The following is a 13093-nucleotide window of genomic DNA, read 5'->3' on the forward strand; positions in this document are numbered from 1 at the left end:
CTGGTCTAGGATTCATCATACTGCCTGGTATTGGGGTGGAAGCTACGCCATGAATGCCAGAACTCCTGATACGCCTTCGGAATCGGAGCAAGCCGTTGACCCACCAGCGGACCAGCTATACAATGACCGCGCCATGTCCAGACGGAGTGCGTTTCAAGATCAGTGAGCCGTTTGTTGGTGTATTGGAAGTTAAGCGTTTGCACACCTAAGCGTCGACTCCATGCCCCAAATGATACGCTATCGGGGGCCATGGCTAACAACAGGGGTTCGCCACCCACCACGTCGCTAAGGATACGATTTGTTTGGAGCTGGTTCCAGTCGTAGGCCTGGGTGAACCCAGCCCGCTCGATACCAATTACCCACGATTTGGGCTGCCAGGAACCCGAATCGCGTCGGGTGAGTTTTCCCTTCGACAGGCCACGATCGTAGGTCTTCATACTCTTGAATTCGTCGGCAAAAGCCGGATCGGCCTGTAACACGTGCGTGTTGGGGTGTTCGGCAGCCCACTCGCCAAGTGTCATCTGGCGGGCGGATAGTTCGAGCATCGTTTGCCCGCGCAAAGGTCCGACTACGGCTTCCCCGGTGGCTTGCCGCCACCAGGTTCCGGTGCGTTTATCTTCGAACATAGCATTGAAATGGTCCATACCGACTAACCGGAATTCATCGGCTTGCCCTTTTACCATTGGACTAAATACCCGACCCGTGCGGCAAACTGTGCAATAAGTTATCATAACGGGCTGGTTACCTACTGTGTCACGTACCTGATGATGATAGCCAATTAGCTGCAACGGGTACGCCGTAGCCTCACCAACTGATTCGAAACCCAGCACGAGCTTATGAAGTGGGATTTTATTCTCACTCATCGGAACCACCCGTTTCGTTATGGGTTGCTTAAACATTTGGTCAGCCATCATCTCTCTGTTGACCATATACAGCACCACCCCGTAAACTGCCAGGAGCCCTACTCCAACGTAGCGGTGCCAGGCCCGACCAGGGTTGGTCAGGAGCCAAAACGCTGGATAGGCTAACAACAGAATACCGACGGCCCGCAGCCAGCTGATGTTGTTATGGAGCCAGTAAGCCAATTCAACCCGAGCGAGTGATGCCTGATCCGTACTGCCCATAGCGAGCCCAAGTTGACTACCCGGAAACGGCATGATGAAATAGACACTCAGCACCTCAACCGCAATAAGCAGTAAAACCGGGAGCAGAAAGAATAAAAAAGAGCGCTTCATAAATAAAAGATCAGGTAGTTAATTCGGCAGGTGGCATATAGGCATCGCCCGAAACGTAGCCGCCTTCTGCTATTCGTTCGGCCCGGTAGCGATACAGATCTGGGGAGTCGGGTGCCCAGGTCGCCAGACCATCGACGTATCGGTTAAACATGCAGAATGCAGCGGCAATCAGCACCGTATCGTGAATGTTTTTGTCAGTGGCTCCCTCCATGCGGGCCGCTTCGACCTGTTCGGCCGTAACGTGTTTGCCGCCCTGTTGTACACTGGCGGCAATGGCCAGTAACGACTTGAGCTTGCTGCTGATGGATGTTTGCTGGTAATCGGATTTTACGGCTTTGACCAAACTCCAGTCGTTATCGCCAAGGTGATGACTGGCCACCGCTCCGTGGATGGTCTGGCAGAAAAAACAATCATTAAGGGACGATACGTAGGTGGCAATCAGTTCTCGTTCTCCCCAACTCAACCCTGCCGGATCATCGGGGCGGAGCAGCGCGTTGGCTAAACCATTGAGTGGATGAGCCGTTTCTGGGCTAAAAGCCATTGGCCCCCGAATGCCGGGCAGTCCTTCTGGTAATTGAATGTGTGCCATATTGATGAGTTCAGTGTTTTACAATATGTCCCCGGCCACAACGCAGCCGGGGTATATGTAGCTAACCTATGATGAAATCGTTATGAAGCCGCCGAAACGGTTTTTGTATGGTTATCCGGAATGTTAAGCAGGCTGTGGTTCATTGAAGTGAACATAACCCAGATTTGCCAGTTTCTCGCCCATATCTGCATAAACCGCTGGATCTTGTGGTGCCCAGGTTGCCAGACCATCGACGTAGCGATTGTACATGCAGAATGCAGCCGCGATCAGCACCGTATCGTGAATGTCTTTGTCGGTGGCTCCCTCCATGCGGGCCGCTTCAACCTGTTCGGCCGTAACGTGTTTGCCGCCCTGCTGTACACTGGCTGCGATCGCGAGTAATGCTTTTAGTTTGGATGAAATAGGTGCAGTCTGGTAGTTATCCCATGTTTGCTGAACAACATTTGCCTCTCTTCCGTGTAAGTAATCTGCGGCTGCACCATGACTGGTTGAGCAGAAAAAGCAGTCATTACGGCGTGACGTGAATGATGCAATGAGCTCCCGTTCGGCATGGGTCAGCGTATCGCTCGTTCGGAGCAGTACTTCTGCCAGTTGGTTTAGCGGCTTGGTTGTTTCGGGGCTAAAAGCCATTGGGCCTAAAATGCCTGGTAATCCTTCGGGTAATTGGATATGTGCCATAGTTACTGATTGTTGAGGTTGAAATATGCTTATGAAGTCGCTCAGATCGAATGTGGACTAAGAGGAGGCCAGTTCGTTTTCCGCTAATTTTGTTCCATCGATCCGGGCACGAATTTTTGCGAATGCAATTTCGCGGGCTGTCGATGTATCGTCTCCAAAAGGTGAAAACCCGCAATCGTCGGTAGTGCCAAGCTGCTCAATAGGAATGACAGCAGCAGCCTCAAGGATTAAATCTCTGATTTCTTCGGCTGTTTCTACCCGAGGATCAAGCACGTTGGTAACGCCCAGAAAGACTTGTTGATTGGACTTCAGGTTCTCCTTTATGGATTCGAGTACTGCCTTCTTATTGGGTTCGGCCGCATATTCCAGATAAAAGCTATCGGCTTCCAGTTGAAACAGAAAAGGCAATAAATCACTATAGCTAATGTCGGCGCTATGGGTCGAGTCGTGATCACCACCGGGGCATGAGTGGACTCCAATCTTCTTTTTTTCATCGGCGGTAAACCGATTAAGAACCTGATTGTTGAGGTCAATAAAAGCCGCCAGTATTTGTTTGCTAGGATCTAATTTAAGGGCGAGTCGTGCTTCTGTAAAATCAATTTGCACTTTATAAGCCCCATTGTTCAGACAGGTTCTGATATCGGCTTCGGCATCGTCGACAAGATCGGCTAAAAACTGGTCCCGTGAATAGCCCTCGATTCCATCCTGTGGATACAGTAAGCTAATTGCCGAACAGGAAATTACGGCCTGCTTTATTGGAAGGGCCGAATATTGCTGTGCTTTCCGAAGGTATGAATTGGCAAAGGCCGTGTAGTGAAACGGGCCAGCCGTTAGTTTGGGTAGTTGGCGGGTATGCCCATCGGCAAACGGAATAATTACGCCATCGGGTGCCAGACTCGCTAAACCCTGAAGCGGGTAGGTAACAAAACTTGGCTTGGCCTGTTCACCGTCAGAAAGTACCGGAGAGCCCGTTTTTTCGAGTTCCTGTATGGTTTCCTGAGTGGCCTTCGCAACTAATTTCTCTAATTCGTCTGCTTTAATTTGTCCGTTTGCAAAAGCGGCCATAGCCTGTTGCAGGTATAATGGCCGTGGAATACTGCCAATTGGTTCCGTTGATATTGTCATCGCTTTACAGGATTTTAGAATTTATGAATGTGCAGTTTGACCAAGCCCCAAATCGATAAGGATGGCTGTCAAACAGAATAAGGGCTTCGGCTATGAAGCGTGCCACCGCAGCCGCGGACGGTCGCAGCCGCGGACGGTCGCAGCCGCGGACGGTCGCAACGGCGGACCGTGGTTACTACTGATGCGCAAACAAACCGTGGCACCGCACGGCGGACCGTGGCTTGAGACCAAAGTCCTAGTAATAAGGGAGCTATACCATCAAAAATGCGTTAGGATTCGCCGGCAGTATCAGCGGGTGCGATCCCGAATCTGCTTTTTAAGGTGATAAAGCCGCGGCAAAGCTACCCGACATGGAATTTTCGCACACAAATGCCATGTCAACCAACATCAGTTGGTCGCTTGTGGTCAAAGGGGATGTGTTGACGCTCGTTTAACTTGCGCTTTGGTCGGGTTACCAGAAGCGATGCCTGGCATAAAACAACCGTGAACCAGTGCTGAAAGAACCGGCAACTATTGCCTGCGCCTATTCAGCGTTTTCGTCCATCAAAACGATTGAGCCGAAATCATCGGCAGGCTTAAACGTGCATAAGTTACACGATTAATCTATCGCCATAAGCCAATGTAAACGAGAAGAATCAACAGCAACGTGTTTCTGGAGGGGGCGAGTGAACCGGTAACGAGCGCAATGGAATAACGAAGGCCTGATCGGGTATCAGTACCGCTTCGCGCCAGCCGTAATCCGGGAAATGAAGAACAATTTGGGAGGTAAGAGAATATTCTTTTAGCAGAAACTTGAGCCATTGGCTGGCCTTGCGATTGGCCGCATCGGAATTGGTGAGGTGATCGTGTAAAAAGGTTAGCAGATCGCTTTGCCAAAACGATCGTTTATTCGTTTCCAGACCAGCAATAAGCAGGGTATCTCCCTGAATTTGCAGACTTACCACATCGTAGTAGCGGCCCCGGTAACCAAAACCATTCGTTGTTGCATCGATCAGGTTGGTTCCGTTCAGTTTGTCCTTCAGAGGAATCTGGAATTCAACGATGCTGTCGACGGATCGGTACACAATCAGCTGTTTAGACAGGTCATGCTGTTCCTGCCACTGGACACTGATAAATACGAGCACGTATCCCAGTGTGTGGTAAAGTAAAAGCAGGAATAAACCTAAGCCGACAACACGTTTCACGGTTGGTAGTGAAGAATATGGCTCAAATGTAATCGTTTTTAGAAAAAATAGTATTGCTGTTCAGGTAAACTATTTTCGTGAGTAGTTTACTGATCTGATCATGGCTGGAATGTCCGTTCTCGCTATAAACGACCAACCTTGATCTGTTCGCTTTTAAATTTAGCAAGATTAATCGTACTAGTGGTTTGCCAATTTCTATTTGACAAACCTATAAGGTTTCAAAAACCGCATCGGCGGCCCGGCGCATCGGCGGCCCGGCTTATAGGTTTAAATTGGCCGGGCTAACCTCTGTGGTTTGAGAAGTCTAATGGCAAGGTTTTGGAGAATCGCAGACGAACCATCGCATCGACGAACCGTCCTCTCTGTGCCGGTTTTAAGAAACCTCTCCGTGTCAGTTTGAAGAAACTGACACCACATCACCACATCAACTTCTTTTCTGGGGAATTCAAGGATCAATAAAAGGCAGTTGTATGTAATCGTATTGTTCCGGGCAGGTAACCAAAATGTTTTTTAAACGCTGCGGAAAAGCTACTGATGTTGTTGTAGCCAATGTGGAAAGAAACCTCCGAAACGTTCATTTGCTCCGAAGTCAGTAATTGCTGCGCGGCCCGCATGCGTAATGTGTGAATGTGGCCAAAAACAGTAGTCCCAAAAAAATGCTTGTAGCCTTTTTTGAGCTTAAACTCGTTGAGGCCGAAACGATAACAAATGCCTGTGAGGGTTAAGGGTTCCAGATAGGTGTGGTTAATAAAATCATGCACAGCCTTCAACCGCTCCCGGTCTGCACGGCTCCATTTCTCGTTTTTTCCATTGCCAGCACCGGCATTCAGCTGCTCTAGTTGCAGCGCAAATAGTTCGAGCGTTTTAGCTTCAATGAACAGGTATTTGGTCAGGCCCTGAAAGTTACATTTCGCTATGGCATGCAGCAACTCTGCCATACGGGGCTGCAAGGCCATTTTGCCGGGTGGCACTAGCAAGGTTTGCCCACGTTCCATGCTGTTCAGAACCTGATCCAGATAATGTACACCTGCCGATTGTGCTATGGTTTTAAAATACGTATTGTCGTAGCAAAGCGAGAAGGCCTGTAGCTTATGGTTAAGGATGATGTGTTCGCCCTGAAAATCAGGCGTATACTGAAAGCCATGTGTATTGCCCCAATGGTGCACCGAATTTTTGTTCAGGGTGAATTGCGATTCTACCTCGCCACTCAAAATAAACGAAGAGCTTATACTTTCTGAATTTTCGGGATCAACCAGTACAAGCTTTCGTTCGGTATTGAAATTGGCATACACCAACTCGATTCCGGGTGTTTGGATAGTCGTGATTTGAGCATGGGCAAGATGTGGCTCGTTAAAGTTGGCGATTACCTCAACATAACGATCGTTGCGGAACACTTCCTGTTGCGAAATGTCACTGAAAATATTGCCCCAGTTGTGATTATCGATTTTATCCATTTTGCCGCAACCAAAATCCGTTTATCCTTAACAGTATCGCAGACTTAAGGTGAAAATTTGCACTACAAAAAACAACATAAATGGACAACATGAACACTATATTTGAACCAGCGGCTAATAAAGTTCGCTTATGGAAATGGACCTCGCTTGTATTTTACCCAATCGGAGTAGTTCGCATCTGGAAAGGTAATCACCGCCTTTGGGTCAGATTGCTTTACACACTGGTCGGCCTGCCTTTGTTTCTGCTTATTTTCATCTATCTGGCTATTACGGGGTTTGCCTTTTTTCTGCCCCCACTTGATATGAGTGTTGGCAACCGTACCGATCGTACCATCGTTAATAGCGGAGGAAATTACAAATCAACCTTTCTCAAAACCGGCAACGAAACCAGTGGAGCCTATGAATTGATACAGGTAGAAGTGGAACCGCACGGCGGAAATGGATGGCACTATCACAAATCCTTCGACGAGTACTTTACTGTTTTAAAAGGAACCGCACAGGTGGGTAATGGCGAAAAGGAATACAGAATAGAAAAAGGCGGCAATGCCGTTGCGCACAAAGGGGCACTACATTATTTCTCAAACCCAACGGATTCTACTATCCTCCTTCTGGTTAAAGCCATGCCGGCAAGGGGCTTGGAAAAAAGTATCCGGGTAGCTTATGGCCTGGCAAACGACGGGCAGTTTGAAGGCGAAATCACGAAGAATCCGTGGCATATGGCGCTGTTGCTGGGCTATAGTGGCACTTACCTTCCCGGCATCCCCGGCTTTATACAGGAGCCTCTGGTTAACGCGCTGGCACAAATTGCGCAATGGAAGGGAGAGGATAAAGACCTGGAAAAGTATTATCGGTAACGGCAGCAAAACTAAAGCATAATGCACCCGGCAAACGTTTGCCGGGTGCATTATGCTTTAGTTGCTTACAATGACTGTTTGCCCAGGCGTTTCAGCCAAAATAACCCGCCTAAAATAGAAACAGGCGCAAAAATAAAAATAGCCAATAACTGTGTCCAGTGACTCCCTGTTGCCTTGAACAATGAAAACGTAGCGAAACCTGCAATAATTAACCCAAGCGCATAGTTTACTGCTAACGTTTTATGCTTTGCAATTAGCTGTACAACGAAGCCACTTAAAAAAGAAAAGACTATACCGTATAAAGCGGTTATCAACTGAAAACCAGTGGATGCCTGTGCATGTGGCTTTTGACCGGATAGGGTAAAAAGCAAAAGGGATGAGACGACGAAAATACCATACCCTGCGATTACTCCGACTATTCTTTTTACCATACAACTTATTAAGATTAGCGGCTGGCAATTGAGCTAACTTTGTTTGATTATCGAACTGCGTGATTTATCGTAAATAAACAACCCTGGCAAAACTTTCGACCTTATAATTTTGTCCCCTGGATTAATATTGACGCAGTAATTGATTGTTCTTTAAGGTGCAGAAACTTCTTCCGTTCTTCGTCGTGCATGAAGTTTACAAAATCCTGCTCTGAGTCAAATTTCACAAGGTGTATTTCGTAGGGCTTATCAATTTGATACTCGATGATAGAACTGTCTGAAGGTCTCACTCGTAGCAAAAGTTGACCGTTATACTTTGCGATTGTAGGAATGGCAATGTCTTCAAATTGATGAAATACATGCTCCTGGCCTTCTATAATGTAGATTAACTGAGTTATGTAAATCATTTTTTTGACGATTGATTTGGAGGTTCTATTTAGTCAGGACTCTCGCCTGGAGCCGTGCCAGGGTTACTAATGCCATTCATACTAACCGTGGCACGGCTCCAGGCGAAAGTCTTATTAATAAAGAAACCAGGGAGCTGATCGATTTACTTCTCCCCTGGATGATAGGTCTTCTCAACGTGCTTTTGCACATCTTCGGGGTAAAACAAAACATCCTTAAATTTCCCTTCGCAGTAGAGAGGAGCCTGATCCGTGAAATGGGTTTCGCCGGGTCGGCTGCTTTGGCCACCCGTAACCACCGAACGGGCTTTTACGCGTTTGCCAAATTCGACAACGGCCACAAAACTATTGCCCACGCTGCCGTACCGCTTTTTGGTGCCGGGATAGGTTCTGGCTGCAAAAGCCGCCAAAGACCCCCAGGCTGATGACGTAAAACCAACCGGAATACTAGCCTTCTGGTCGTCGTAGGTTTCCTGTATTTTTCCCGTTAGCCGCTGGTAGCGATTAATGTCGCCCCAGGGCGTTTTCCAGGTGCCGAAATCACGGGTCAGCTCAGTTAGTACTTCGGCTAAGGCCGCTACTTTTTCCTGCGGGGAGGTCTGGCTGATCGTAAAGGCCGAAAGCCCCAAATTATCGAATCGCTGATCGGCAGCCGCACGGCTACGAGCCAGTTTCTGTATTTTTTCGCCCCAATAAATAGCCAGTGTCTGACCGACCGACTGAACACCATACGATTTGTCCCAGTCTTTCAGGATCTGAACGGCTTCGGTCAGGTCTTTCGATTGATTCGACGCATCGCTGGAAACGGTTTGATAAGCACTCAATAATGCAGGTAGTAAATCATCAAAAGCAGCCAGGTGTGGGTCGTCAGCTGCGGAAATGAGGGTATCGAGGGTGAACATCGATTTGCGGCTGAGGACACGAACAGCGTTGACACCCCGGTAGTTTTCGGCATCAGGAGCCATGTAGGCCGGATACTTGTTTTTCTCGGGGCTACTTGTACCCGACACAGTAAATGGAGTGGCATTGCAGTTCTGAATCCAGCCACTGGCCGGGTTCTTTACCTGAACAATGTCATCGACCGAATGCAAACCCTTCCAGTCGGTTTCGGGATTACTGCCATCTACTGGCTGGCTCCAGTCAAATTTGGGGTCTCGTTTCGGCATGAAATTGCCATGCCAGTAGGCAATCGTACCGTCACGATCCGCAAAAATCGTATTGTTGGACGCATTGCCATTGAGTTTCATGACTTCTTTGAAACTTGCATACCCGGTTGCTTTCGTGCGTAGATACGACTGTTCCAGCGCATTCAGGGGGGTATTCATCATATCGATCGATATCCACTTACCATCTTTTTCGCCAGCAATGGGGCCATGCTGGGTAAAATACATCGTAAAATCTTTGTATTGCACTCCGTTTCCTGCTTTATAGGGTAACCGTACTTTTTGTGTGCGGACGGCCTTGAGCGCATTCCCATGTTTATAAAAAAGGGCGTTGTTCTTTTTCTCGATCGTTTCCAGATATTCATCCATCGAATCGGCATAGCTGGTTGTGTGCATCCAGCCACAATTTTCGTTAAACCCCTGATAGATAAAGAATTGGCCCCAGGTAACCGCTCCGTACGCGTTTAAGCCGCTCTGGCTGACCATGTGCACCTCCGACCGGAAATAAAACGAAGTGTGCGGGTTGATCAGTAAGAGCGCGTTTTTGGTAGCACTTTTGGCAGGGGAGATGGCAAATCCGTTCGATCCAACTGATTCGCGTTCGTAGTGGTCGAAATTGTTGAGCCACGACGTTGATTTTCGCTGCTCATAAAAAGCCTTTAACCGCTCGGTGGATACCACGCTGATGTTGCCACCAATACTGCCTTCACTGAACATAAGCGGCATCCAGGGCTGGAAGCGTTTCAGCAATCTGGGGGTAACATTGGGATGGGTGTAGAGGTAATAATTGGTTCCATCGGCAAAGGCATCCAGCAACTGCTTCATCCAGACCGGGCTTTTTTTGTAGATAGCTATGGCCTGCGTACTATCCATAAAGAGCCTCGCCCGCAGATCATGGTAAAGGGCCGACTCACCTTCTACTTCGGCTAACCGACCCGTCGACGTGATATAATTCTCTTCAACGCGGGCAAAATCGTCTTCGCATTGGGTATAGAGTAAACCAAAAACTACATCAGCATCAGTTTTACCATAAATGTGCGGAACGCCCCAGGTGTCGCGGGTAATCGTGACCTGTTTGGCATGCTGCTGCCAGCGTGTAATTTCGGCCTTGCTGAACGGCTGGCCTTTGACAACAAAAGAAGATAGAGCGACTACGAGAAGTATAAAAAATGAGATTGTCTGGGAAATAAAGCGATTCATTGACGAGGAATGTGATGTAGTGAAAAATAGTAATGCATTAGGTTGACAGAGGGTTTGTTTTATTGACCAGCAGCCGTAAATCGCTTTTGGGGGATCCGACGGAGAGTTTCCTGTTCATAGGCACGCGTCAACCGGATTAAGGTTGGTTCAGCCAACAGACGACCTAAAAACTGAATACCAGCGGGTAAATCGCCAGTCGTGAACCAATTGGAACCGTGGAGGCTGGCCGATAGCGAGCGCAATCAGTTGGCTGGTAGCTCTTTAGCCCTTCGTATGGCCACACGGAATTTCGGTTCCGTATCAGCGATGTGGCGGCATTGATATTCTGCCAGACCCGGAACTATTGATGGGCAAAAATACAATTGCCCATGCAATGTTGTCTGCAGTATTACTGATTTTCATACCAATCTAAAATATAATCGGCTACCTTTTCCCAACCCGGTTCTCCGCAAATGAAATGGCTTTTGCCTTCAAATATTTTTACATCAACCCGACTCGTTGTATCCTTATAGCTGTCGGCTATTGTTTGTGTCAGATTGGGGGGAAAAATATGGTCGCTGCCGCCACCGACAAACAAAATTGGCGCGTGCGGTTTCTTGAAATCTATATTTGAAAAAGAATTTAAAACTAATTGACGACTGACCTTATAACTTTCAGGTACCGCCAATTTTTCAAATGCTTTTTCTTTCTCTGTATCAGGTATCGTATTGAAAAATGCATAATCGTACCATTTACGACTACCCATAAAATACGTATTAAAAGAAAAAAAGCCAAAGGCTGGCAATACCGTTTTAAGTGTTTGAAATGGCGGAAAAACATTTTTTGGTGGTGCGCCATCGATGCTTACTCCAGCTGCTGCTTTTCCCATTTCTACCAGTTTCAACGTTGCCATTCCTGCCATAGAGTGACCAATAATTAATGGCTTTTCGGGTAAGGTATCGATTAATTGACTGAGGTTGTCAATAATATCGATAAACCCCGTTTTAATAAGGTCAGGATGAACTTTTGCTCTCAACTCAGCAGGATTACCTTCATGTCCGGGATTGGCAGGTGTATAAACCCTATACCCTTTTTGTTCATAATAGCGTTTCCATTCTGCCCAACTGGTGTTGTTTACAAAATTTCCGTGAATGAGTACGATAGTTTTTGACTTTGCCATAATTAGTGTATGTTTTTAAAGTTGATAAGGAGTCTTTGGCTTGTTGGCGGTCTTATTGCCTACTATGGATTGGCGCGACCCGAATGCGTTTTGACGCTAGGCGAGCCCGTCGCGTACAATGTCTGAATAATCACTTGATTGACCGATATATTCCTGCGTTTTTCGAACTTCAGCATCCAGTGGACGGGCGGTATAGATTGCTACCGGATTGACAACACTAATGGAGTTAAGCCTGGTTGGCTGATCGTAGGTTTGGATCCGTTCCGGGTAAGCATTGACCAACTGTTCACTCGCCAGAGAACCTGCGTGAAAAGCTTTGTGGATACCGCTGATCGTGATTTCAATCAGTTCGGGCGTATTTATTGAGGGCGCTTTTGACTGCGACTGGCCATAGGCAGATACCGACCAGATAGGACTCCGCAACGATAAAAACGTATAGATCTGTAACGGATGATAGGGACGGAAAGCTTGGGGCATACGATAGTGTAGTAAACAATATAATCGTATGGTAAAAATAAGCTTTCCTGATGGTATTCAGCGAATAAAGATGTATTCAGTCGGTATTTATACTATTTATTGACTAATTCGCGAAATTAATTTGAAGATAGTAGGCTAATCACCGGTAGAACTGACTCTTAGGTATGGATCCATGGTGTTACGCCGAATAACTGAGATGAACAGTACCCGGCGTAACGACTCATTTTATGCCAGGGCCAGAGTTTTTAGAAAACTCTCCAGACTGACGGGCTGGTGACCTAATAGTTTTTCCAGGGTTGAATCGGGCTGATTAAAGTCATTATCCTTTATGCCTTCGGCCATTCCTGCGTAGACTTTGGCCACTGGAGCAGGCAAGTGTTTGACAAGTTCGGCTTCGTAGGCCGTATTGGGAATATCGATGTACTCAACAGACTTATCAGCCTGGCTCAACGCCCTGGCAATATCACCGAACGACCAGGCCGTTGGAGCGCCAATGTCATACACCTTGTTTTCATGACCTTCGCTGGTCAGCGCAGTGGCGAGGGCTTCGGCAATGTCTGTTCGCAGTACGAAGCTGATTTTTCCATCACCACCCGGATAGTAGAGTTTCCCCGATTGGGCAGCGTCGCCAATCAGCCCCGGTAATACATCCAGATACAGATTATTGCGGAAGATAGTATACGTCAGACCTGATTCGTTCAACAGGTTTTCGGTCTGGAAATGATCAATAGCTGGCGCAAAGTGCGCTGATGGGGATGGGTTCGGAGCACTGGTGTAAAAAATATGCTTCACACCGGCTTCTTTGGCCGCATTGATAACATTGGTGTGCTGGCGAACGCGTTCCTCTCCCAGAACAGAACTGGATATTAACAGTACTTTATCAACACCTGCCAGACTGGCTACGAGCGAAGCCGGATCTCCATAATCTCCCTGACGAACGATGATTCCCTGGCTGGCCAGATCTGCTACTTTCTCGGGATCTCTGGCAATGGCAACCAGTGAATCGGCATTTGTTTTAGCTAGTAAAAATTCGAGTGTGGCTTTTCCTAGATGGCCAGATGCTCCGGTAATTGCGATCATTAGATGCTTGGTTTTTATTCGTTACTTAGTTACTTTTGGTAACTCAAAAGTATTTAGTAACTG

General features: G+C 47.5%; 13 protein-coding genes. 1 reads left to right on the top strand and 12 read right to left on the bottom strand.

Annotation, left to right across the window (positions count from 1 at the left end; all coding sequences use genetic code 11):
- Nucleotides 1-5: 5 nt before the first annotated feature.
- The 6 genes from GJR95_RS24630 to GJR95_RS24655 all read right to left on the bottom strand — a co-directional run bounded on the left by GJR95_RS24630 (nt 6) and on the right by GJR95_RS24655 (nt 6265).
- Nucleotides 6-1235: a DUF3179 domain-containing (seleno)protein gene (locus tag GJR95_RS24630; RefSeq protein ID WP_162388402.1), complete on the bottom strand. Its 1230-nt coding sequence runs from the start codon at nt 1233-1235 to the stop codon at nt 6-8.
- A 10-nt stretch (nt 1236-1245) separates the two neighbouring features.
- Complete coding sequence (locus GJR95_RS24635) at nt 1246-1824, bottom strand: carboxymuconolactone decarboxylase family protein (RefSeq protein WP_162388403.1); 579 nt, start codon at nt 1822-1824, stop codon at nt 1246-1248.
- A 123-nt stretch (nt 1825-1947) separates the two neighbouring features.
- Nucleotides 1948-2502: a carboxymuconolactone decarboxylase family protein gene (locus GJR95_RS24640; RefSeq protein ID WP_162388404.1), complete on the bottom strand. Its 555-nt coding sequence runs from the start codon at nt 2500-2502 to the stop codon at nt 1948-1950.
- A 57-nt stretch (nt 2503-2559) separates the two neighbouring features.
- Nucleotides 2560-3627, bottom strand: coding sequence for a cobalamin-independent methionine synthase II family protein (locus tag GJR95_RS24645; protein ID WP_162388405.1), 1068 nt, complete (start codon nt 3625-3627; stop codon nt 2560-2562).
- 635 nt (nt 3628-4262) lie between these two features.
- On the bottom strand, nt 4263-4811 hold the full coding sequence (locus GJR95_RS24650; protein ID WP_162388406.1) for a tudor domain-containing protein: 549 nt from the start codon (nt 4809-4811) through the stop codon (nt 4263-4265).
- Between the two features lie 452 nt (nt 4812-5263).
- On the bottom strand, nt 5264-6265 hold the full coding sequence (locus GJR95_RS24655) for a helix-turn-helix transcriptional regulator (protein ID WP_162388407.1): 1002 nt from the start codon (nt 6263-6265) through the stop codon (nt 5264-5266).
- An 89-nt stretch (nt 6266-6354) separates the two neighbouring features.
- Between GJR95_RS24655 and GJR95_RS24660 the strand changes: the two genes are divergently transcribed.
- A complete protein-coding gene (locus tag GJR95_RS24660; RefSeq protein ID WP_162388408.1) occupies nt 6355-7119 on the top strand; it encodes a cupin domain-containing protein in 765 nt (254 codons plus the stop codon).
- Between the two features lie 65 nt (nt 7120-7184).
- Here GJR95_RS24660 and GJR95_RS24665 read toward each other — a convergent pair whose 3' ends face one another.
- The 6 genes from GJR95_RS24665 to GJR95_RS24690 all read right to left on the bottom strand — a co-directional run bounded on the left by GJR95_RS24665 (nt 7185) and on the right by GJR95_RS24690 (nt 13030).
- Nucleotides 7185-7550, bottom strand: coding sequence for a hypothetical protein (locus tag GJR95_RS24665; protein ID WP_162388409.1), 366 nt, complete (start codon nt 7548-7550; stop codon nt 7185-7187).
- Nucleotides 7551-8097: 547 nt separating this feature from the next.
- Nucleotides 8098-10314 (bottom strand): penicillin acylase family protein, encoded by a 2217-nt coding sequence (locus GJR95_RS24670; RefSeq protein ID WP_162388410.1) that lies wholly within the window; start codon nt 10312-10314, stop codon nt 8098-8100.
- Nucleotides 10315-10373: 59 nt separating this feature from the next.
- Nucleotides 10374-10556, bottom strand: a complete 183-nt coding sequence (locus GJR95_RS24675; protein ID WP_162388411.1) for a hypothetical protein — start codon at nt 10554-10556, stop codon at nt 10374-10376.
- Nucleotides 10557-10702: 146 nt separating this feature from the next.
- Nucleotides 10703-11473: an alpha/beta hydrolase gene (locus tag GJR95_RS24680; protein ID WP_162388412.1), complete on the bottom strand. Its 771-nt coding sequence runs from the start codon at nt 11471-11473 to the stop codon at nt 10703-10705.
- 96 nt (nt 11474-11569) lie between these two features.
- Nucleotides 11570-11950 (bottom strand): hypothetical protein, encoded by a 381-nt coding sequence (locus GJR95_RS41880; RefSeq protein WP_198424740.1) that lies wholly within the window; start codon nt 11948-11950, stop codon nt 11570-11572.
- Nucleotides 11951-12175: 225 nt separating this feature from the next.
- Nucleotides 12176-13030 carry an SDR family oxidoreductase gene (locus GJR95_RS24690; protein ID WP_162388413.1) on the bottom strand — a complete coding sequence of 285 codons (855 nt, stop codon included), beginning with the start codon at nt 13028-13030 and terminating at the stop codon, nt 12176-12178.
- Between the last annotated feature and the right edge of the window lie 63 nt (nt 13031-13093).

Source organism: Spirosoma endbachense (assembly GCF_010233585.1).
In the GTDB taxonomy this organism is placed as follows: Bacteria; Bacteroidota; Bacteroidia; order Cytophagales; family Spirosomataceae; genus Spirosoma; species Spirosoma endbachense.